The 21,567-nt window shown below is 64.8% G+C and carries 18 protein-coding genes and 2 pseudogenes; 7 read left to right on the plus strand and 13 right to left on the minus strand.

The window, feature by feature from the left end; translation table 11 throughout:
• Positions 1–38: 38 nt before the first annotated feature.
• On the minus strand, positions 39–764 hold the full coding sequence (locus MVA47_RS25865; RefSeq protein ID WP_247210432.1) for an Lrp/AsnC ligand binding domain-containing protein: 726 nt from the start codon (positions 762–764) through the stop codon (positions 39–41).
• Between the two features lie 14 nt (positions 765–778).
• Positions 779–1,024: an AsnC family protein gene (locus MVA47_RS25870; RefSeq protein ID WP_247210433.1), complete on the minus strand. Its 246-nt coding sequence runs from the start codon at positions 1,022–1,024 to the stop codon at positions 779–781.
• Positions 1,025–1,158: 134 nt separating this feature from the next.
• On the opposite strand from MVA47_RS25870, the gene MVA47_RS25875 reads away from it, so the two are divergent.
• Together MVA47_RS25875 and MVA47_RS25880 are read left to right on the plus strand one after the other, a co-directional pair.
• Positions 1,159–2,259, plus strand: a complete 1,101-nt coding sequence (locus tag MVA47_RS25875; protein ID WP_247210434.1) for an NAD/NADP-dependent octopine/nopaline dehydrogenase family protein — start codon at positions 1,159–1,161, stop codon at positions 2,257–2,259.
• Positions 2,256–3,245: a 3-hydroxybutyryl-CoA dehydrogenase gene (locus MVA47_RS25880; RefSeq protein ID WP_247210435.1), complete on the plus strand. Its 990-nt coding sequence runs from the start codon at positions 2,256–2,258 to the stop codon at positions 3,243–3,245. The genes MVA47_RS25875 and MVA47_RS25880 overlap by 4 nt, the downstream gene beginning before the upstream one ends.
• Before the next feature lie 18 nt (positions 3,246–3,263).
• Here the strand turns inward: MVA47_RS25880 and MVA47_RS26855 are convergent, their stop codons facing one another.
• Positions 3,264–3,395: a hypothetical protein gene (locus MVA47_RS26855; protein WP_281504883.1), complete on the minus strand. Its 132-nt coding sequence runs from the start codon at positions 3,393–3,395 to the stop codon at positions 3,264–3,266.
• Positions 3,396–3,474: 79 nt separating this feature from the next.
• On the opposite strand from MVA47_RS26855, the gene MVA47_RS25885 reads away from it, so the two are divergent.
• A complete protein-coding gene (locus tag MVA47_RS25885; protein WP_247210436.1) occupies positions 3,475–4,836 on the plus strand; it encodes an MFS transporter in 1,362 nt (453 codons plus the stop codon).
• A gap of 11 nt (positions 4,837–4,847) precedes the next feature.
• Here the strand turns inward: MVA47_RS25885 and MVA47_RS25890 are convergent, their stop codons facing one another.
• Positions 4,848–6,488, minus strand: coding sequence for an NTF2-like N-terminal transpeptidase domain-containing protein (locus MVA47_RS25890; protein WP_247210437.1), 1,641 nt, complete (start codon positions 6,486–6,488; stop codon positions 4,848–4,850).
• Between the two features lie 161 nt (positions 6,489–6,649).
• Between MVA47_RS25890 and MVA47_RS25895 the strand changes: the two genes are divergently transcribed.
• Complete coding sequence (locus MVA47_RS25895) at positions 6,650–7,393, plus strand: pirin family protein (RefSeq protein ID WP_374474327.1); 744 nt, start codon at positions 6,650–6,652, stop codon at positions 7,391–7,393.
• 722 nt (positions 7,394–8,115) lie between these two features.
• On the opposite strand, the gene MVA47_RS25900 is transcribed toward MVA47_RS25895, so the two are convergent.
• The 3 genes from MVA47_RS25900 to MVA47_RS25910 are packed head-to-tail and all read right to left on the minus strand — an operon-like array spanning position 8,116 to position 10,883.
• Positions 8,116–8,910 carry an ABC transporter ATP-binding protein gene (locus tag MVA47_RS25900; RefSeq protein ID WP_247210439.1) on the minus strand — a complete coding sequence of 265 codons (795 nt, stop codon included), beginning with the start codon at positions 8,908–8,910 and terminating at the stop codon, positions 8,116–8,118.
• Positions 8,894–9,949 (minus strand): ABC transporter substrate-binding protein, encoded by a 1,056-nt coding sequence (locus tag MVA47_RS25905; RefSeq protein WP_247210440.1) that lies wholly within the window; start codon positions 9,947–9,949, stop codon positions 8,894–8,896. Before MVA47_RS25905 ends, MVA47_RS25900 begins: the two co-directional genes overlap by 17 nt.
• 58 nt (positions 9,950–10,007) lie before the next feature.
• A complete protein-coding gene (locus MVA47_RS25910) occupies positions 10,008–10,883 on the minus strand; it encodes an ABC transporter permease (protein ID WP_374474330.1) in 876 nt (291 codons plus the stop codon).
• Positions 10,884–11,424: 541 nt separating this feature from the next.
• On the opposite strand from MVA47_RS25910, the gene MVA47_RS25915 reads away from it, so the two are divergent.
• The gene (locus MVA47_RS25915; protein ID WP_247210441.1) at positions 11,425–12,099 is read left to right on the plus strand and encodes a PAS and ANTAR domain-containing protein; all 675 of its coding nucleotides are present in this window, start codon (positions 11,425–11,427) and stop codon (positions 12,097–12,099) included.
• A 58-nt stretch (positions 12,100–12,157) separates the two neighbouring features.
• Positions 12,158–14,139, plus strand: a pseudogene (locus tag MVA47_RS25920) (M13 family metallopeptidase).
• 79 nt (positions 14,140–14,218) lie between these two features.
• On the opposite strand, the gene MVA47_RS25925 reads toward MVA47_RS25920, so the two are convergent.
• A complete protein-coding gene (locus MVA47_RS25925) occupies positions 14,219–15,133 on the minus strand; it encodes a L,D-transpeptidase (protein WP_247210442.1) in 915 nt (304 codons plus the stop codon).
• Between the two features lie 239 nt (positions 15,134–15,372).
• Here MVA47_RS25925 and MVA47_RS25930 point away from each other — a divergent pair, with 239 nt between their 5' ends.
• Entirely contained in the window at positions 15,373–16,080 is a 708-nt protein-coding gene (locus MVA47_RS25930; RefSeq protein WP_247210443.1) for a GAF and ANTAR domain-containing protein, read from the plus strand.
• Positions 16,081–16,114: 34 nt separating this feature from the next.
• Here MVA47_RS25930 and MVA47_RS25935 read toward each other — a convergent pair whose 3' ends face one another.
• The 5 genes and pseudogenes from MVA47_RS25935 to MVA47_RS25955 form a co-directional block, all read right to left on the minus strand.
• A complete protein-coding gene (locus MVA47_RS25935; protein ID WP_247210444.1) occupies positions 16,115–16,966 on the minus strand; it encodes an alpha/beta fold hydrolase in 852 nt (283 codons plus the stop codon).
• A gap of 63 nt (positions 16,967–17,029) precedes the next feature.
• Positions 17,030–17,722, minus strand: a complete 693-nt coding sequence (locus MVA47_RS25940) for a TetR/AcrR family transcriptional regulator (protein ID WP_374474333.1) — start codon at positions 17,720–17,722, stop codon at positions 17,030–17,032.
• Between the two features lie 47 nt (positions 17,723–17,769).
• Positions 17,770–18,482: pseudogene (locus tag MVA47_RS25945) on the minus strand (ABC transporter ATP-binding protein).
• Positions 18,483–18,628: 146 nt separating this feature from the next.
• Positions 18,629–19,462, minus strand: coding sequence for an ABC transporter ATP-binding protein (locus MVA47_RS25950; protein ID WP_247210445.1), 834 nt, complete (start codon positions 19,460–19,462; stop codon positions 18,629–18,631).
• Entirely contained in the window at positions 19,452–21,473 is a 2,022-nt protein-coding gene (locus MVA47_RS25955; protein ID WP_247210446.1) for an ABC transporter permease, read from the minus strand. The genes MVA47_RS25950 and MVA47_RS25955 overlap by 11 nt, the downstream gene beginning before the upstream one ends.
• Positions 21,474–21,567: the final 94 nt, after the last annotated feature.

The following is a 21,567-nucleotide window of genomic DNA, read 5'->3' on the forward strand; positions in this document are numbered from 1 at the left end:
GCTCGTCGTGCGGTCTGCAGTTTGCGGTGGTGGCAGGGTCACAACACCACCGGCACCGACCCGATTCGGCGCCCGTCACGGTCGAGCACGGAGCCGAGTCTCTTCGAGGTCTCGAGCGTGACAGACCGGTCCACCACTGTCAGCCCCGGCACCCGTCGCTCCAGTTCGTGTTCGAACTGCGACAGCTCACTGATGTGGTGCAGCCACACGGTCATGATCACGTTTGCGGTCCCGGTCACCTCGCAGCAGACGCGTACCTGAGGAAAGGCGTCGAGCGACTCGACCAGGGTGTCGAGGGCGCGTGAGTTCCCGCGGGCCCAGACGTTGGCGGTCACCGGCCACGCGCTGTAGGCATGCGCCACCTCGCAGCGGATCGACAGGATTCTTTCTGCCATCAGCCGGGTCAACCGCCTCCGTACGGTCGGGGCACTGAGTCCGGTCAGGTTGGCGAGGTCGACGGCGGATCGGCGGCCGTCGGTGGCCAGGGCAGCCATCAGTTCCAGGTCCGCCTCGTCCGGCTCGTGTGTCATCGGCACGGGCGCGGGTCGGTACTGGGCCAGCGCCGTCTCTTGTGTGTCGGACAGCGCGTGCACCCGCCAGCGCTCGCTCTCGCCGTGCACACGCATGACCACGCGGGTGCGGGTCCGGGCCGAACCATCGGTATCTGCCAGCCGCTGAACCCAGTCGCCGAGGAAACCGAGGTCGGGCACCATCACCGTCAACAGCAGGTCGCTGTCACCGGCAGTGCGTTGGATGGTCGCCACGTGGCGATCCCGGATCAATTCGTCGAGTAGGCCTTTCGGGCGCGCCGCGGTGTGTACTTCCACAAATGCGCTGCAGCACTTGTCGAGGTACGCACCCCCGGGTACGTCACGATCCATGCGAGCCCGTTCTCCACCAGGCGGTCCCACCGCCGCGAGGCGGTTGCCGCACTGATTCCGAGTACGTCCCCGACGGCTCCCCACGGTGCGCGCGGCGCAACCTGCAGCGCATGCACGATCTGATCATCGATGTCGTCGGTCACAGCACAATCGTGCAACATGAGAGCAAAATTTTTCAGTCGACGCCGGAGCCGAGACGCCGGCGGGTCGCGATTGTAGTTTTCTCGCATCGTAATTGGAGCCGCGCAAGCGGCACGATGAGAGACGAGGAACGGGTATGAAGGTTTGTGTCATCGGTGGTGGCCACGGCGCCTATGCCGCGGCTGCAGAACTGACCGAGAACGATCACCATGTGACGTGGTGGCGCCGGGAGCAGAGTGCTTTCGACGCCCTCACGTCGGTGGGTCACCTCGATATCAAAGACCATCGCGGAGAACGCCGGATCCCGGTCGACGGTGGCGGCATATCGGTGACTGCCGATCTCCGTGATGCAGTCGCCGCGGCTGATGTGATCGTCATCCCGATACCCGCTTTCGCACATGATGATCTCGCCACCGCCCTTGCCCCACATCTGCAGGACGGGCAGGTCGTGTACCTGCCGCCAGGTAGCTTCGGTTCGCTCATTTTTGCTCGCGCACTGCATGATTCGGGGAATGCGGCCGATGTTGCCTTCGCGGAGACCGGTACGCTCCCCTACCTTGCCCGCAAGTACGGCGAGTCCAGGGTGGTCGTGAGCGGGTATGCCACCCGTCTACCCACCGGGGTGTTCCCGGCACGCCACACCGACCGGGCACTTGCCACCTTGGCCGAGGTCTACCCTTCGGTGGAACGAGTCGAGGACGCACTCAGCGGAGCGCTCATGAATGCCGGGCCGATCATCCACCCCCCGCTGATCCTCATGAATGCTGGCCCATTGGAACATTTCCCGGCCTGGGACATCCACAACGAGGGCACTCAGGATTCGATCCGCAGGGTCACATCCGCACTGGATGCAGAGCGCATCGCCGTACGACGGGCCCTGGGTTACGCGGCCCCACATTTCCCTCTCGCGGACCACTACTCGGCCGACGGCGACGAGTGGATGTACGGGAATGCGGCACACGAAAAGCTCACGGACAGTGGCGATTGGCGCGAGAAGATCGATTTGCACACGCACCGCTACATGACCGAAGACGTGGAGATCGGGCTGGCGCTGCTGTCGTCGGTCGGCCACTGGGCATCGGTGCCCACACCGGTCGCCGACGGCCTGCTCGCCCTCGCGGGTGCGATCACCGGACGCGCCACCGGTACCGGTGGCCGCACACTCGACGCGCTCGGCCTGTCCGACCTCGATCGCGACTCGATGTCGGACTTCCTGCGGAACGGATTCTCTCGGTGACCATTTCGAATGTCGCGATAGTGGGCGCCGGGCGCATGGGCCAGGGAATCGCGGCGGCACTCGCGTTCGGGCACGTCGCGGTGTCCGTCGTGGACCTCCGCGACCGCGGCGACGGCACAGGGTCGTACCTGCAGGCGGTGGAGGCGTCGATCCGCTCCATGCTGGAGCGAAAGGTCATCCTCGGGCTCTTGCACCCCACAGACCTGGAAGAAGTGCTCGATCGGGTCACGGTCGTGTCGGCACCGGACGCCCTGACCGCGATGTCTTCTGCCCAGCTGGTGTTCGAGGCCGTCCCGGAGATCATGGAGGTCAAACGCGTTGCCCTGTCGTGGATCGAGAACACCGTCGAAGACGATGTACCGATCGCCTCCACGACGTCGAGCTTCCTCGTGACCGACCTCTACGAGTTCGTCTCCCACCCAGAGCGGTTCCTGAACGCACACTGGCTCAATCCCGCCGACCTCATCCCCCTGGTGGAGATCAGCGCCGGCGTCCACACGAGCGAGCTGGCGGTCGAGGCCACGCGGGAACTGTTGATCGCCATCGGCAAGACCCCGGTGACCTGCTCGCCTTCGCCTGGCTACATCGTGCCGCGCCTGCAGGCGCTGGTGATGAACGAGGCGGCCAGGATGGTGGCCGAAGGTGTTGCCAGTGCCGAAGACATCGACCGTGCGGTCCGAATCGGTTTCGGCGCCCGCTTCTCGGTTCTGGGGCTACTCGAGTTCATCGACTGGGGTGGGTGCGACATCTTGTACCACGCGTCGAACTATTTGAGAGGTGAACTGGGCGAACGATTTTCGCCTGCCGAACTCGTCGAGTCGAACATGGCATCCGGTCGTCGAGGTATCTCCGACGGGCAGGGATTCTATACTTTTGACCCGCTCACCGTCGACGAGTACCAGGCCCGCCGGACCGCCGAGTTCGCCCGCATCCTCGACGCTTTGGGTGAACTCCCGCGCTACGGGGACCTCGTTCCCGCGACTTAGTCGAGCGCACAGCAACTCTCAGGACAGCGTCTGCCCGGCGTTGCGCTCGACGCTGTCCTGATGGCCCGACGCCGCGATGACCAACCCTGCAGCCAAGGTGGCTGCGCAGTAAGGCTTTTCCCTATTCGCAGCGCGCCGCGATGCGCGCATCATCGATCCATCCGCCAGACCCGGACCCTGGCACGTTCGCCAGACCCGGCATTTTTCATCAGTCACGAGGAGCATAGACATGGTGGCCACAAATCATCCAGTCGCACAAGCCGGCGAAGACCGCCGCGAAGGAGCCACTCGCATCGGGGTGGCCTCCGGCGCCGGAACCATCCTGGAGTTCTACGACTTCGCCATCTACGGCACCGCCACCGCACTGGTGTTCAACAAGGTGTATTTCAACGTCGACGACCCGTGGTTCGGCACGTTCCTCGGCTTCGCCACGTTCGCGGTCGGGTTCATCATGGCCCCGATCGGCGCGGTGATCTTCGGGTACTACGGTGACAGATTCGGCCGGCGAACCGCACTGACCACTGCATTTCTCCTGATGGGAGGGGCAACTCTGGTGATGGGCATCCTGCCCGACAGCAACGCCATCGGTGTGGCCGCACCCATCATCCTGATATTCCTGCGCATGGTGCACGGCATCTCACGAGGCGGCGAGATCGGCGGGGCAACCCTGCTCGCCGCCGAACACGCACCCCGCGAGCGCCGAGGACTCTATGGCGCCTTTGTCACGCTGGGCTCGCCGGTCGGCGGAATCCTGGCCAACCTGTCGTTCGCGCTCGTCCTGCTGCTCCCCATGGAAGATGTGATCGCGTGGGGCTGGCGGATCCCGTTCCTGGCCGGCGGCCTGGTGCTCGCGATCGGGATCTGGACCCGGGTGAAGATCAGCGAGACACCCGATTTCGTGGCGACCACCTCCGAAGAAGACGTCGACGCCCCCAAGGCGCTCGCGGTTGTCAAGGAGAACTGGAAGCGCGTGGGACTCGCGGCGGGTATGAACATCGGCCAGAACTGCTACGCGTTTCTGCTGTTCACGTTCATGCTCTCGTTCCTGACCGAGTCATCCCCCGGCCGTGGCTTCGTCCGCTCAGAGGTTGTCCTCGGAATCACCGTCGCCCTTGCGTGCCACGCCGCAACCGTCGTACTGGGCAGCTATCTGTCCGACCGGATCGGACGCAAACCCGTGATCGGGTTCGGCATGGTCACCGCACTGTTGTTCGCGCCGTACCTCTTCTGGGTCACCGAGAACGGGTCGTTCACCGCATGCATCACGGTCATCTCGATCGGGTTCGCGTTGACCGGATTCGTCTATGGACCAATCCTCACCACGTTTGCCGAGCTCTTCCCGGTGAGCCAGCGCTACAGCGGGATCGGCATCGGCTTCCAGGTCGGGGCGGTGCTGGGCGGCGGTTTCGCTCCGATGATCGCCAACCGACTGGTGAGCGCATCGGGCAGCGTGATCCCGGTCGGCTTCTACGCCGCAGCCTTGATGGCGGTGAGTCTGGTGTGCCTGCTGTCGATCAAGGAGAGCGCTCCGGTGATCAAGGACCGCCGCGAGGCGCGCCGCCAGGCGGACGCCCTGGCCAGGACCCGCTGAGCGGTCCGGGACTACTGCGGATGAACCCGGGGTGTCAGGAAGCGTTGCGCCACAGCAAGTGCCGCGGTACCCGACCGCTCGCCCTCGCAGTAGACGACAAAGACCTTGCTGCCCGAGATGCCGACAAACCAGCCCGGACCCTGCGGGCCGTTGGTGCCCACGAGCGCTCGCATCCCGGAGGCATTCGTCAGGTCGCTGGCATCACCCGTGGTGGCGGTGTCGCGCATGGCCTTGCCGACCGTGCCGAGCACCGCAGGATCCACGGTCCCGAGCTCTCCCCCGGAGACCCGACCCGGTTGTCCCACGATGATGGACGGGGCGATCGAACTGCCGCGGGCTATCGCCACCCCGAGCGTCGCCATGTTCAGCGCGGACACGGTGAGGTCCTCGGAACGGAACGTCACCGGTTTTGCGTCGATGCCCTGACCTCCGCCCTCGGGCCGGACACCGGGAATGGTGAAGTCCACGTCGAGGCCGAGTTGGGCCAGCAATGCGGCCGCCTTCGAATCATCGGATCCGGCAACCTCGTTGATGACCTTGGCGGCCGGGCCCAACGTTGTGCCTGCCGGATACTGCCTGCCGATGGTGATGCCGTGTTCGGTGGCAAGGTCGTTGCGCGTGGACGCACGGATCGCTCCGGTCTTGGCGTCGAGCACCAGGATGCTTGCCGGTTGCGCGACCTCGACGACGGCGTCTAGGGCGTCCAACTGGGTGATCGGGTCGATGGTGGTGGGCACGTTCGGACCGGCTGGCCCCTGCTCACCGGCGAGCTGCAACGGCTTCTGGCCGGGCGCCAGCATCTGGACCGCCCACCCGGATGTGGCGTCGCGGATGGCCTGCCAGTAGTCGTGGACGCCGTCGAGTACCGGCGAATCGAGTCGCCGGTCGATCAGGACCAGCTGCGGCACCTTCCGGATCGACACTCCGGGCACCGACTTCGGGTCGCCGGCCAGCGCCACCATGTCCGACTCGCGTACGGATACGACGGTGACGGGCTGATTACCCGAATCGCGGAGCTGCTGGGTCATCACGGCCGGGGTGACCAGTGGCGCGAGCGGGGCAATGATCCCGGCAAGCGCCGTGGTTGCTGCCCCCAGATCGCGGGTGGCGCCGGGGTCGATAACGATCTCGTTGATCGTCTGCAGGTTCAGCATCGGCTTGCCGGAGCGGTCGAGTACCACCGGCGAGGGCCGTGCGTCGGTGCGGATGTTCCGGAGACTTCCCCCTGCGGGCATGTCGTCGGCGAGTAATTCGGGTTGCCAGTTCACCCTCCAGCCGAGGGACAGCTTGCGCGCCGAGCCGGCCGTCTTCGTGGTGAACTCGCGCTCGTTGCCGAGTTGCCAGGTGGTCTCGAGGTCGAAGGTCGCCGTGCCGTCGGTGTACTCCTGGGCATGCCCCACCTTCACATCGACCTTCTGTGCCGACATCCCCGTGAGGGTGGCCTGCAGCGCGGTGCCGGCCGGCCCCGGCGCCGATGTGAACCCGGCCGCAGCCGTCGAATCCTGGTCTTCCATCGCGGCGGCGAACTGGTTCAGCATCGCCGCGGCGCCGGTGTCGAGTTCCTTGCCGAAGGCGCCACACGACGTGGCGGCAAGCGCGCAGACGAGCGCAAGAACTGCAATGGCCGCGGAACGGCCGGGGGAACGACGCATAGTCACAATTTTCACTCCTGTAACAGGGTAAATGGCACCAATGTAGTTTCCGACTTGCTTACGAGACCGTCACAATCGAGTAACTACCCTTAAATCAGCTGCTTTTCGGCCCTATTCGTCCATTTTTGCGACGACGACCGAGCAGGCGGAAGATGGATGGGGTGAGTCTCCATCAACTGGTCCGCGCTGACGACCGACCCACCACCCGCATCGACTGGCTCGATTCGAGGCACAGCTTTTCCTTCGGCGACAACTACGACCCGGCCAACACACATCACGGTGTGCTGTTGGTCAGCAACGACGACCGCGTCGCCCCGCAGCAGGGCTTCGACACCCATCCTCATCGGGACATGGAAATCGTCACGTGGGTGCTGTCGGGGTCGCTGGTGCATCAGGACTCGATGGGCCATTCCGGCGTCATCTATCCGGGGCTCGCCCAGCGGATGAGTGCGGGCACCGGTATCCGGCATTCCGAACGCAACGACACCTGGCAACTGCACCAGGGAACCGGAGTCGACCCCGTGCACTTCGTGCAGATGTGGGTGCTACCCGACGAGGCCGGCATCGAGCCCGGCTACGACCAACTCGACATCGGCGATCAGTTGCAGTCGGGCGGGCTCGTCACCGTGGCGTCGGGTATGCCGAAGTACGACTCGGCGATCCGGATCGCGAACCGCTCGGCTGCCCTGCACGTGGCCCGGCTCTCGGCCGGCCAATCGATCACCTTGCCGGACCTGCCGTGGGGCCACGTCTTCGTGGCGTCGGGGTCTGTGGATCTCGAATCCACCGGCCAGGCGCACGCCGGCGACGCAGTCCGGATCACCGATGGGGGCGGCGAGAGACTCACCGCCACCACCGACGCCGAGGTCCTGATCTGGGAGATGCACACCGCCTTGGGTCGGTGACCTGGAGGTTCGCACCGCCCGCGGGCGGAGCGCAACCGGTTCGACAGGGCGAGCATCCCTGAAAACCCACCACAAACGCCCCCGTCAACGTGCACGAACGGGAATATGCCCTCGATGCAAGGCCTCGGGGACGATCTTGGTGGAGAACAGCAACAACAGCCCGAATGTTTCTTCCCCCACCTACTCCCGCACCTGTTTGTGCCTCCCGCCCGTGTTTGAACACGGGCGTGAGGCACAAAGCCGTGCGTCGGCGAGCGACGATCCCTCAAGGACGCACACCGCCCTCACCCCGCCCGGCGGACGGCCCGCGTGCTCTGGACAGAGGAGCGAGGGAGCGCAGCAACCGAGTCGACGAAGGAAGAGCACGCGACCCAGGCCGTCCGCCCGCGAGCGAAGCGAGCCAACAAGCAGAGCGGACGGGAATACGCCCTCGACGCAAGGTCTCGGGGTCGATTTTGGTGGAGGACAGCAAACAATGGCCTGAATGTCTCTCCCCCACCTACTCCCGCACCTGTTTGTGCCTCACGCCCGTGTTTGAACACGGGCGCGAGGCACAAAGCCGTGCGCCAGCAAAACAACTTCCTAGAGAATGCACACCGCCTCAGCCCGCCCGGCGGACGGCCCGCGTGCTCTGGACCGAGGAGCGAGGGAGCATAGCGACCGAGTCGACGAAGGAAGAGCACGCGACACAGGCCGTCCGCCCGCGAGCGAAGCGAGCCAATCTACACAGCAGCCGCAGCCTTCACCGCGTGACTGACTTCCGACCTCAATGCGTTGTATTCGGACGAACTCCTGAGTGCTTCGGCATCGACGTCGCGTCGCGGTAGATCGACCTCGATGTCGAGTGCTATCCGGCCCGGACGCCTGGTCAAGACCACGATCCGGGATCCAAGGAACACTGCTTCCTCGGCACTGTGGGTGACGAACACCGAGGTTCGGCCGGTTTCGGTGCTCACCGCACGCACGTCTTCTTGCAATCGCTCCCGCGTGAGAGCGTCGAGCGCGGCGAACGGCTCATCGAGAAGGAACAGCGGGTTCTCGGCGGCCAGCGCGCGGGCGATGGCCACCCGCTGTTGTTGTCCGCCCGAGATCTCCCAGATCCGCCGATCGGCGGTGCCTTCCAGACCGACTCGTTCAAGTAGTTGGTCCCGTCGGCCGGGCCGGTCCGATTTGGCGACACCGGCGTATCTCAGCGCCAGGTCGATGTTGCCGCCGACGGTCCGCCAGGGAAAGAGGCGCGGTTGCTGGAACACGACTCCCGCCGAGTCACCCGGGGTGGGTGCGCGGCCGAGCACGTCGACGCGACCGTCGGTGGGCCTCTCGAATCCCGCGATCAGCCGCAGAAGCGTGCTTTTGCCACACCCCGAGGCCCCGACCAGGACGAGGAACTCCCCGGCCGGGACATCGAGGGAGACCGGACCGACCGCGGTGACGGTGTCCGAACCCTTGCCGTAGCGGTGCGAGACGTTGTCGAGCCGGATCGCACCCGACGTCGAGGCGTTACTGTGCGAAGGCACCGGGCAAACCTTCGACGTAGATCGCCTGCTGCAGTTGCTCGAGGGTGGGCGCCTTGTCGATCTGCTTCTGCTCCACCAGGAACTCTGCGGCACTGAGCAGGTTGTTGGCGAGGTTGCCGACAGACCCCGGGGTGCCGAGCCACTGCGGTGACGCGATCGATTCCGGGGTCAGGTACACACCCTGCTTCAGCTGGCCGAGTGCCTCATCTGCGCTTATCCCCAGTTCGGGTGCGATGAACCCGGCCGCTGCGGCGGGATCGGACTTGATGAGCTCGAGAGCGCGGGCCTGCACCTTGCGCCATGCGTTGACCGCTTCCGGGTCGCTCTCGATCAGTTTGTTCGACACCACGCCGAGATCCAGTGTGGGATTGCCTGATTCACCGATGGCCCGGCTGGTGACGAGATCTTTGCCGGTCTTGCGCAGCTCGTCGAGCGTCGGCAGCCAGGTGTAGGCGGCGTCGATGTCGCCGCGTTCCCATGCCGCCAGGATCGCCTGGGGCTGCAGGTCGACGATCTTGACGTCGCTCGCTTTGAGACCGGCCTGCTCGAGTGCGACCAGCAGACTGTAGTGAGCTGTGGACGCGAGCGCAGTTCCGATGGTCTTACCACGCAGATCGGCGACGCTGTTGATGTTCGTGCCGTTGCGGGCGACGAGCGCCTCGTTGTCACCGGCGACATCCAGGACGAACGCAACCTTGTAGCCGATCGGTGAGGCGCCGGATAGTCCGCGGGCCACCGGGCTCGACCCGATTGCGCCGATGTCGATCGAGTTGCCGATGAACGCCTGGTTGATGGTGGCTCCGGACTCGAACTTCGTCCACTTGATGGTGTGGTCGGGCAGCGCTTGCTCGAGCCACTTCTGGTTCTTCACGATGAGGTCGCCGCTGGGGAAGGCCTGATATCCGATGGTGATGGCCTTGCCGCTGTCGCTGTCGTCGGAGCAGGCGGCGAGGCCGAGCGTCAGGGTCAGAGCCGCGAGCGCGGCGACCACGGTTGTCCATCGTCGACGCAGGCGTCCGGGCAGGGCTGTATCACTCATGTTCGTTCGGGTTCTTTCTCTCTGTGGGACTTGCTGTATGGAGTTCAGGCGGCGTTGGTCAGGCGCGACCACGCCAGGGCACGGTCTTGCGCTCGATGAGTTGCAGCAGACCGTCGATGATGAGCCCCGAGGTACCGATGGCGACGATGCCCACCAGCACCACCGGAGTGTTGTTGTAATTGGCGGCATCTCGCACCATCCCGCCGATGCCCGGCAGACCGTTGACCAACTCGGCCGCGACCAACGATGAGTAGGCGACACCGACAGCGAGGCGGATCCCGGTGAAGGTCTCCGGCAGTGCCGACGGCACCACCACATCCTTGATCACGTCGAACTTGCTGCCGCCCAGCGCTTTTGCTGCTTCGGTGAGACTTTGTGGTGCTGCCAGCACCGCGGATGTGGTGGCGACGGCCACGGGAGGGAACGCAGCGATGGCCAGCAAGGTGATCTTGGGTTCTTCGTTGATGCCCAGCCAGATGATGAGCAGGGAGAAGTAGGCCAACGGTGGCAGGGTGCGCAGGAACGTGATCCACGGTTCGAAGACCGCGCGGACCTTGCCGAACGTACCCATCAGCAAGCCGAAGGCGATACCGACGGCGATGCCGATCACGGTGCCGTATGCGATTCGTTCGAGGCTGATCAGGAGGTGCTCGTACAGGTATTTGCCGGCGTAGCCCCGCACCCCGTCGTTGGTCGTCGAGGTCTGGACGAAGGCATCCCACACCGCGCTCGGGGCCGGAACGAGGGTCTCGTTCCAGATCTTCAGGCTCACCACGAGCTGCCACAACCCGACGAAGATGATCAGCGACAGGACCGGCAAGCTGATGCGCGACAACACCTTCGAGCTGCGCCGCCCACGGGGTGACGATGCCGGAGTGATGGCCCGGTCGCCGTCCTGATCGGTCGGTTCGGAGATGGCTGGCACTACTGACACTGCAAAACCCCTGGTGACATGGAGGCTCGTATCGAGCGGAAGACGATCGGTCCCCGAGACGGCCGGGGGCCGCGCCGGGAGAATCGATCAAGAGGGACGGGAGAACGCGCTCCGGCGACGGCCGACCAGCCGCAACCGCGCTCGAACCTGGCTACCGACAACAGCTCTGGGCGCTGACGCGGCACAGATCCACCGCAAGCCGTCGCACCAGGGTCGTCGTGAACACTGCGTCACAGTAGCCCCGCCGACATCGGGCAGGACGAGATACAGTTAGCCCGCTCGCAACTCTTTACCCCCTGGCGGGCATGTAGTAGGCCCGACATCGGCCGACTGGCTCTCAACTGGTCCACACACGGACATCACAGGCGGTGAGCGGGCGTGCGTCCGCCGTTGCGACTCGTCCGCGGGGCGTGTGGCGATGGATCGCATCTTCATGCTAAAAATCTTTAGCTCCAGATAGTGGGCCTCAGCTAGCCGCCAACCTGCACCACAGCGCGACGGTTCTACAACTCTGTCCGCACGTTGGCCGAGGAGGTTCTACATGGAAAACAATCCCACCGATGGCCAGTCCATCGAGCACGTCCTGGGTGGCACCCCACACACAGTGGGAAGTTTCCGCTTCTACGCGAGGGAACGGCGTTGGGAGTGGTCCGATGAGGTCGCCGCGATTCACGGGTACCGTCCCGGCGAGGTGAATCCGACCACGCAATTCCTGCTCGACCACAAACATCCCGACGACCGCGAGCGGGTTGCCCAGGCCATCGACGGCCTGGTCCGGGACGGACGGCCCTTTAGCAGCCGTCACCGGATCATCGACCGCGACGGACGGGTTCGGCACGTGCTGGTCATCGGAGACCAGATGCTGGACGAGTCGGGCGCCGTGACCGGCACCGAGGGCTTCTACGTCGACCTCTCCGACGGCCACGACAGCGAGCTCAAAGAGACGATGGACGCGGCGGTCAAGAACTTCGCAGCATCGCGGGCCGTGATCGAGCAGGCGAAGGGCATGTTGATGCTGGTCTACGGCATCCCGGCCGACCGGGCTTTCGACGTCCTGACCTGGCGCTCACAGCAGACGAACACAAAACTGCGAACCCTGGCCCAGAACATCGTCGCCGCTGCCTCCGGCGAGGTCACCATCGACGACACAGCGCGCCAGAGATTCGATCACCTGCTGCTCAACGCCCATCAGGATGCCGCACCGGCCGTCGGCTGACGAAAACCGGCTCTAGTGCCAGGATGGTCTGGTGACTTCTTCCACCGATACCCCCTCCATCACCGCCGACGCGTCGGACCCCAGGTCCGGGATCGACCTCAGCTGGGTCGATGAATCGGTGCGTCCGCAGGATGACCTGTTCGAGCACGTCAACGGGGCATGGTTGCGCGAGCACGTCATCCCCGACGACCGTCCCGTCGACGGCGCGTTCCATGTGCTCCGCGACCGCGCCGAAGAGAACGTCCGCGACCTGATCACCGAATGCGCGGAGAACGATCCAGCGCCGGGGAGTGACGCCCAGAAGATCGGCGACCTGTTCGCCAGTTTCATGGACGAGTCCCGCATCAACGAAGTGGGCATCTCGCCGATTCGCGGCGACCTCGACGATCTGGCCGCTGCCGCGGACCGTACCGAGCTGGCCCGACTCGTCGGTGCGCAGCAACGCCGTGGCATCGGCGGGCTCTTCGGGTATTACGTCGACACCGACGCCAAGCAGTCCGATCGGTACTTGATCCACATCACGCAGTCCGGGATCGGTCTGCCCGACGAGTCCTACTACCGCGAAGACAACCACGCCGAGACCGTGGCCGCCTATCGCGCACACGTGGAGAAGATGTTTGCACTCGCCGGCTTCGACGACGCGGCAGCGCGTGCGGCAACGGTTGTGGATCTGGAGACGGCCATTGCCGCGCAGCACTGGGACGTGGTTCGTCGCCGCGACGCCGACCTGTCCTACAACCTGCGCTCCTTTGCCGAATTGACCGACCAGGCAGCAGGCTTCGACGTCGAATCCTGGATCTCGGGGCTGCACACCGAACCTGCGACCACATTCGGCGAAGTAGTGGTCGGGCAGCCGACCTTCGTCGAAGGTGTGGCGGCGTTGTGGGCAGACCGCGACCTCGACGAGTGGAAGACCTGGGCGCAGTGGCGTCTTTTGCATTCGGCATCGCCGTACCTGTCCGACGAGTTCGTCGCCGAGAACTTCGCCTTCTTCGGCAAGACCCTGACCGGTTCGGAGGTGATCCGCGACCGCTGGAAGCGCGGGGTCGGGCTGGTGGAGCAGTGCCTGGGCTTCGCCGTCGGGAAACTGTATGTGGCCAAGCACTTCCCGCCCGAGGCCAAGGCCCGGATGGACGTCTTGATCGACAACCTCGTCAAGGCGTATCGCCGTAACATCAGCGACCTCGACTGGATGAGCCCGCAGACCCGCGAGAAGGCACTGGTCAAGCTCGAGAAGTTCACCCCGAAGATCGGTTATCCGGCGACCTGGCGCGACTACTCATCGCTACGCATCGAACGCGACGACCTGTTCGGCAACATCGCTCGCGCAAGCGCTACGAAGAAGACCGGGAGTTCGCGAAGATCGGCGCCCCGGTGGACCACGACGAGTGGTTCATGACCCCGCAGACGGTCAACGCCTACTACAACCCCGGCATGAACGAGATCGTCTTCCCCGCGGCAATCTTGCAACCGCCGTTCTTCGATCCCGAGGCCGACGATGCGGCGAATTACGGCGGCATCGGCGCAGTCATCGGTCACGAGATCGGGCACGGGTTCGACGATCAAGGTGCCAAGTACGACGGCGACGGCAACCTGGTCGACTGGTGGACCGACGACGATCGTGCCGAGTTCGGTACCCGCACACGCAAACTCATCGACCAGTACGGCACCTTCACCCCCAAGGGCCTCGACGAGAAGTACAAGGTCAACGGCGAGTTCACCATCGGCGAGAACATCGGTGACCTCGGCGGGCTGTCGATCTCGTTGGTGGCGTATCAGATCGCGTTGGACGGCAAGCCGGCCCCGGTGATCGACGGACTGACCGGTCTGCAGCGGGTGTTCTACGGGTGGGCTCAGGTCTGGCGCACCAAAACCCGTGAGGCCGAGGCGATCCGCCGGTTGTCGATCGACCCGCATTCACCGCCGGAGTTCCGCTGCAACGGGGTGATCAGCAACATCGACGCCTTCTACGACGCCTTCGATGTCAGCCCCGACGACGCCCTGTATCTCGACGACGGGGACCGCGTCCGCATCTGGTGACCCCAGCACCCCGATTTTGGTGGGTTCCGGTGAGCGCGACCTGCGGGTTCACTCGCCCGAACCCACCAAGATCGGGTGTCTACGGCGTGGTGAAGTCGGTGAGGCCGTCGGTGGCGTCGACGGTTCCGCCGATGGTGTTCTGCACGATGACGGGTGCGCCCTTGGGCGCGTTCTCGAAGAACCAGCGGCCGTCCTCGGTGCTCACGTTGAGGCAGCCGTGCGAGACGTTGGTGTTGCCTTGCTGTCCCACCGACCAGGGCGCAGCATGCACGAAGATGCCGCTGTTGGAGATGCGCGTCGCATATTCGACGTAGGTGCGGTAGCCGTCGGGCGAATCGACCGGCACACCGTAGGTCGAGGAGTCCATGTACATGTCGGCGAATCGTTCGCCCACGGTGTAGACCCCGTTGGGGGTCGGGTTGTCGTTCGACCCCATCGACATCGGCATCGTGCGCACCACGTCACCGTCGACGGCCACGGTGATGGTGTGGGTGTTGTCGTCGGCAGTGGCCACCCATGACTCGCCGATCGTGAATTTCGATGTGGCACTACCGGCTTCGACAGTCACGTCGGTGCCGGCGGGCCAGAATCCCTCGGGCTTCCACCGAACCTCTTTGTGGTCCACCCAGTAGAGGTACCCCTCCACTTCCGGACTGGTGGTGACTCGGATGGCCTTCTCGGCGGTCTTCTTGTCGTCGATGGCGTCTTGGAACCTGATCACCACGGGCTGCGCCACGCCGACGGTCTCACCGTCAGCGGGATCGAGCGACGGCGTGGAGAAGTTCGCGCGGCCGAGTGGGCGGTCTTCGCTGGGCGAGGTGCTCGGGGTGGTGCTGGGGGCCGAGGGCGTGGAAACGCCCGGGACCTCGGGGCCACCGGGCCACAGGGGATCCGCCCCTGTGGGGGACGCAGAGATGCCCACACACAGCGCCGCCCCCGCCAAGGCGACCGTCAGTCGGCCGAGGCCGCGACGGCTGGTTGTGTTGATCTGCATGCAATTCCTTCGGTTGATCCCCCCGCGCGCCAGAACGCCAACATACTCGACAGCGTGTCCTTTGTTCAACGGCCGGGCCGGTTGTGAGAGTCGCCGTTCACATCGTCATCTCGGCAAGTATTCCCACGTCGCAGCTATTTACGGGGCAGTATGATCACGTCAGTCGAGACGCGGCAATTTGACATCGGAAAGTAAGCTTTCCCTGTCGTCGGGAAACGGCATTGCGAGGATGAGGTCACATGGAGTCACAGCAGATCTACCCACCGTCCACCGCCCTGTCGGCCCAGATGGCCGACGTGGCGCGGCTTTTGCGGTCGGAGAGTAAAGACACCGAGTCCATTTTGCATGCTATCTCAAAGTCGGCCGTTGAGTCGGTTCCCGGCGCGGAATACGCCAGTGTCACACTCGTGACGGGCAAAGGCCATGTCCAGACACCCGTGATGATCGGTGACCTGGCAGGCAAGTCGGACGAATTGCAGCAGGAACTCGGAGAAGGTCCCTGCATCCGCTCGGCACTCAGCGAAGAAACCGTGCGTATCGACGACATGGCAACCGACTCCCGCTGGCCTGCGTTCGCCGCCGGCGCCAACGAGCTCGGCATCAAATCGATGATCTGCTTCTGTCTCTACATCGAGAACGAGAACTTCGGCGCCCTCAATCTGCACAGTTCGACGCCGAATGCGTTCGACGACGAGTCGGTGTCGATCGGTTCACTGTTCGCCGCGCACGCCGCGATCGCGTTCTCGGCCGTCCGCGAACGTGACCAGATCCGTGCCGCCCTCACCAACCGCGACATCATCGGTCAGGCCAAGGGCATGATCATGGAACGGTACGGACTCGACCCCGACGAGGCCTTCCGCCTGCTGGCACGACTGTCGCAGGATGCCAACGTCAAGCTCGCGGAGATCGCCCTTCAGGTGGTCACCGCCGGACCCGACGCCCACTGACCCAACAGCGGGGACCGGTTTCCGACGACTCGGCTCACCGACCCAGGAAGTCGAGTACCGCTCCCTCGAAGGCCTTCTTGGCCTCGATCATCACCCAGTGGCCGCAGTTGGGAAAAATGTGCAGTTCGGCGTTCGGGATCAGCCGCATGGGCACCATCGACATGTCCGGCGGACTCACCCGATCGTCGCGACCCCAGGTGAGCAGGGTCGGGCAGGACACCTTGTGCATCATCGACCAGTAGGGCGGCGTGTCCGATGCGGCCATGAACTGTTGCTGCATGGCGAAAGCTGCTGAGCCGTACATCATCTGCGCGGTCTCCTGTGCGTCCGGGTTGATCGCCGCTTCCCAGCGCTCCTCGATGAGTTCGTCGGTGATGAGCGCGGGGTCGTAGACCATACCGGTCAGCCACCGCACCAGCTTGTCCCGGTCGGGCCCGTCGGTGAACTCCTGCAACAACCGCAGTCCTTCGCTGGGACTGGAGCTGAAGACGTTCGGGCCGACGCCCCCGATCGTCACGAGCTTGCTGACCCGCTCGGGCTTCTTGATGGCGAGGTTGACCCCGACCACACCACCCATGGAATTGCCGATAACCGGCGCTGATTCGATGCCGAGAGCATCCATGAACCGGATGACCGACGATCCTGCGGTGAGCACGGGGTGCCCTTTGACCGCGTCGCTGACCCCGAAGCCCGGGAACTCGAGCACGTAGCAATGATGGGTCTCGGCGAAGACGCCGATGTTGCCACGGTAGTTGCGCCAGCCGGTGACACCTGGTCCCGAACCGTGTAGCAGGATCAGCGGCGGACCCGATCCCGCTTCGTGGTACCGCAGCACCCCTTGGTCGGTCTGCAGTTCCCTTTTGCTCTCTTCATATGTCACGTCCACCGCTTTAGATTAGAACGTGTTCCTGTTTCGCGGGTGGGCACGGTCGGTTCTCGTCGCGACGAGTCATCGCGTTGCGAGTGACTCGTCGATCGCATGGAGTTGCCGGACCTCCACCGAACGCAGTACCGCGAGTGACGCCGTCACCGCCAGGTCGCATGCCGCGTCGATTCCCGCGCCGGACACGATCACCGCGCGGTACGCCACGTCCAGGCTCATCCCGAGGAGCAGCGAGGCCAGGGTGTCGGCGCTGGCCTGCACCTCCACCCCTCGTTCGGCGTAGTTGGCGCGGAGTCGTTGAGCAATCCGCGGTTCCAGGGCTGCGAACAGCCTGCGCCCGGGGACGTTGTCGTCGGCGCGGTTGGTGAGCAGTACCCGAAATCCCTCGGGCTGTTTCCGCGCGTACTCGAACAGCGACTCGACCGAATACTTCGCCCGGTCACCGTAGGCCATGGTTTCACCCTTGTCGTACGCGGCGAACATCCATGCGGTCAGCGCGTTCAGCTCCCGGTCGATGACTGCGTCCACGAGCCCGTCACGAGAACCGAAGTGCGCGTACAGGGTCACCCGCGAGGTGCCACCCCGGTCGGCGATCATGTCCATCGTTGCGCGTTCGGCGCCGACGTCCGCAATCACCGACAGCGCGGCGTCTAGCAACTCGGAGTCGGTGGGACGGTTCCGAGTGCTGCGGGCAGCGGCTTTCGCTGCGTTCGGCTCGGCAGGAGATCCACCACGCTTCTGGCTGCTCGCCTTCGGCACTGCCCCTCCTCCACGCGAATCTGACGCAGCATCCACCGAATCGGTGTCTAGTGCGTGGCCGCGACGTCGCCGTCGACCCGGCCGAAGTATGCCGCCTCCACCTTGTCTCGTTGTCCGCGGAGGTCACTTGCGGGTCCGGACAGTGCAACCCGGCCATGGTGCAGCACTATCGCTGAGTCGGCGATCGCGAGAGCGAGGTCGATGTGTTGCTCCACCAGGACCACCGCCATGTCCTGCTCGTCGGCGATGGTGCGCAGACGTGGCAGCAGATCTTTCACCGCGATCGGCGACAGTCCCAGGCTGAGTTCGTCGATGAGCAACACCTTCGGTCTGGCCAGGAGCGCCTTGGCCAGGGCCAGCATCTGCTGCTCCCCACCCGAGAGATTGCCGCAGCGACGACCTTTGAGGGTTTTGAGCTTCGGGAAGTACTCGAAGACGTCACTCAGCTCGGCACCGTTCTTGCGTTTTGACAAACGAAGGTTGTCCGAGACCGTGAGCTTGTGGAACACACCACGGTTGTCCGGCACCATCGTCACCCCGCGGCGGGCGTTGCGCTCGACCCGTTTGTCCAGCGGCTGTCCGAGTGCGGTGACCTTGCCCGACAACACGGGTAGCGCGCCGATCGTCGCGAGCAGGGTGGTGGTCTTTCCGGCGCCGTTGGGCCCGAGCAGCGCCAGTATCTCCCCGCGCGCAGGCTGGCGTTGAAATCGCGGACGGCCGGCACACCGCCGTATCCGACGTTGAGGCCCTCGATGGTCAGAACCGGATCGCCGGATCCGGTTGTGGGGGCGCGCTTGTCGGATCCCGCTGCATGCGCCCCGGCAGGACGTGTCGCGGGAGTGCCGGGCAACGACGGGTCGTTGCCTGAGGGAGTTGTCCCAGATTGATTTGTCCCAGATGAATTCGTCACTGTGCCGTACCTTTCTGCAGTACAGGCGAAGCCGCGGACTGTCCGTTTTCGTCGATCTCTACTTCGGCCTCCACCTCGGCACTGCCCAGGTATGCCGACACGACCTTGGGGTCGTCGCGAATCTCTTGAGGAGGACCCGCAGCGATGACCTTGCCGAAGTCGAGCACGTACAGGCGATGGCACACGTCGAGGACGAGTGACATGTCGTGATCGATGAGCAGGACACCGATTCCGCTGGCGGCGATCCGGCGCAGCTCGTCGCCGAAGTCACGACTCTCATGAGTGTCCAGACCTGCGGCCGGCTCGTCGAGGAGCACCATGCTGGTGCCTCCGACGAGCGCCCGGGCCACACCGACCAATTTCTGCTGGCCCAAAGCCAGTTCACTCGGACGCTTGTCGGCGGCCTCGGTCAGACCCACCATCGCGAGCGCGTCGCCGATCGTGTCGGCCGGCGGCCTGGAGCCGGTGAGTACGTCGGTGACGAGCGCCTTGAGTCCCGGTTTCTGCACCGCGACCGCAAGGTTCTCGGCCACGGTCAGATCGGCGAACAGCTCACCCGCCTGCCAGGTTCGGGCCATTCCCGTCCCCCGCCGCCGGTGTGGAGGGCGTCCGTCGATCCGGACGCCCGCCATCGACACCTCGCCGGTCGACTTGGTGAAACCGGTGACGGCGTCGACGAAGGTGGTCTTGCCTGCGCCGTTCGGACCGATCAGTCCGACGATCTCGCCGGCGCCTACCTCGAGGGTGATGTTGTCATTGGCGACGACGCCGCCGTACCGCACCGACAGATTGCGGGCCTGCAGCAGTGCGCCTTGTGCTTCAGCCGACATGGGAGCTCGCTTTCGGTTCGGATGTTGCGACCGACGACGTGTCCGGTCCGGATGTGTTGTTGTTCCGGTTCTTTCCGGTCCTCGCCCTGATGTGGTCGACGGTCTCCCTGACGGCTCCGACGACGCCGACGGGGTTCAGCACAGCCATCAGCAGCAGGCTACCGGCAGCGATAATCTGGTAGTACTGACCGAAATCGATTGTCTGGGTGAGGAACACGTATCCCACGCCCAAGGGGCCGATGATGCCGGCGATGAAGGCACCCGACACCGACGTGATCCCGCCGACGTAGGTCATCGCCAACAGGGTCAGCCCGATGATCACCGTGAACGACGCCGCCGACAGCTGTCCGCGGCTGTATCCGATGAGGCATCCACCCACCCCGGCCAGGAATGCCGAGAGGGCGAAGCCGAGCAATTTTGTTGCGGCGACGTTGATTCCGACCGAGGCGGCGGCCCGCTCATTCGAACGCACGGCCAGGAAGGCGCGTCCGGTGGCGCCTGCCATGAAACGCATCACGATGAGGGTCAGCACGGTCACCACCACGAGGACCATCATCGAGAACTCAATGGTCGTGAGTTCCGAACCTTGGCGCACCGACAGGTCCCAGCCGAACAACTTCGGATCTGAGATCAGGTTGCCTTCGAACGGGGTGATCGACGGGTTGTTGAACACGAAACTCTGGATCGCCAGCGCCGCGGCCAGCGTCACCACTGCGAGCTGGGCACCGCGAATGCGCAGGGCGGGAACGCCGACGACTACTCCGAGCGCGGTGGCGATCAGCGCCGAGAGCAGGATGCTCAGCGGGAACGGAACGCCCCAGTTCGTCGTCACCTTCGACAGGGCAAACCCTGCCGAACCCGCGAACGCCATGCTCGCCAGTGAGATCTGACCGAGATAGCCGGTCAGCAACACCAGCGACAGCGCAATCAGCGACAGGATCATCGACGTCACGATTCCGAAACGCCAACTGCCGGAGGTCAACAGCACCGCCGCCACCACGGCACCGATCGTCAGCACAACAGGGATCGGACGGATCTTCGGAATGAAGACCGCGGGCATCTTGGCTTCACCGAGCGAGCCACGAGACGGGATCTTGCCGCCCAGCAGGAACAGCGCGATCACCACGACGATGAACGGCACGGCGTCGCCGACACCGGTCTGCGCCCATGTCGGCCACCACTCCAGGGTGCCGGCCCACAGGATGACGGCCTGGAACGCACCGAGCACAAGGCCTGCGACACAGGCGACCCCGAACGACGTCAGCCTTCCGACGAGTGCGACGGCCAGTGCCGGGATGATGTAGAACGTGTAGCTCGTCGCATCCAAGCCGATGGTGTACGCACCGAGCACCACGATGAGACCTGAGGCCGCACCGGTGATGACCCACACGATGGCGGCGAGCCGGTCGGGCGAGTACCCCGCGAGTCGTGCCGCGAGTTCGTCTTCGGAGCCGGCGCGGGTGGCCACCCCGAAGGTGGTCAGACTGAAGTAGGCCCAGAAGAGCAGCGCGATGATTATCGCCACGACTGCGAGCAGAAGGTCACTGAGGTTGATGACGGCTCCGGCCAGCTCGAAGGTGGTCTGCGGCAGGATCGGCAGTGCCATCAGCGATTCGGTGTCGAATCGCAGGTCCACGAGCGCCTGGAGGAACAGCATGAGGCCGACCGATGCGACGACCTGCGCCAGCACCGGGGCCCGGCGCAAAGGCCGGAAGATGAGGTAGTGCGCGATCAGCGCCCACAGCGCAGCAGAGGCCACACCGATCACGATGGCGAGGACCATCGGCGTCGGACTGTCTTCACTGCCGAGGCTGATGCTCCCGATCGGGAGGACAAACGTTCCGTCGGTGCGCAGTGCGGCAACCACGTACACCGCCCACAGGGCGATGGAACCCTGCGCGAAGTTGATGACACCCGTGGCTGCATAGATGCCCACCAGCGATGTGGCGAACACGGAGTAGACCGACCCGACCGCCAGGCCGAGGACGACGAATTGAAGGAATTGACTCATGGGTCGTTGCCCACCTCACTGTGTGGATCTGCGTGACAAGGCGAATGTGCGCGTGATCAAGCCATCAAGGCCAGGGGGTGGATCACTCGAGAGT

This window comes from Williamsia sp. DF01-3, from assembly GCF_023051145.1.
Lineage (GTDB): Bacteria > Actinomycetota > Actinomycetes > Mycobacteriales > Mycobacteriaceae > Williamsia.

Bases quoted from the DNA above. Each gene is read 5' to 3' on its own strand.
- MVA47_RS25925 (WP_247210442.1), bottom strand. From the start codon at position 15,133: ATGCAGATCAACACAACCAGCCGTCGCGGCCTCGGCCGACTGACGGTC.
- MVA47_RS25915 (WP_247210441.1), top strand. From the start codon at position 11,425: ATGGAAAACAATCCCACCGATGGCCAGTCCATCGAGCACGTCCTGGGT.
- MVA47_RS25890 (WP_247210437.1), bottom strand. From the start codon at position 6,488: ATGCGTCGTTCCCCCGGCCGTTCCGCGGCCATTGCAGTTCTTGCGCTC.
- MVA47_RS25905 (WP_247210440.1), bottom strand. From the start codon at position 9,949: ATGAGTGATACAGCCCTGCCCGGACGCCTGCGTCGACGATGGACAACC.
- MVA47_RS25875 (WP_247210434.1), top strand. From the start codon at position 1,159: ATGAAGGTTTGTGTCATCGGTGGTGGCCACGGCGCCTATGCCGCGGCT.
- MVA47_RS26855 (WP_281504883.1), bottom strand. From the start codon at position 3,395: ATGCGCGCATCGCGGCGCGCTGCGAATAGGGAAAAGCCTTACTGCGCA.
- MVA47_RS25885 (WP_247210436.1), top strand. From the start codon at position 3,475: ATGGTGGCCACAAATCATCCAGTCGCACAAGCCGGCGAAGACCGCCGC.
- MVA47_RS25950 (WP_247210445.1), bottom strand. From the start codon at position 19,462: ATGTCGGCTGAAGCACAAGGCGCACTGCTGCAGGCCCGCAATCTGTCG.
- MVA47_RS25955 (WP_247210446.1), bottom strand. From the start codon at position 21,473: ATGAGTCAATTCCTTCAATTCGTCGTCCTCGGCCTGGCGGTCGGGTCG.
- MVA47_RS25930 (WP_247210443.1), top strand. From the start codon at position 15,373: ATGGAGTCACAGCAGATCTACCCACCGTCCACCGCCCTGTCGGCCCAG.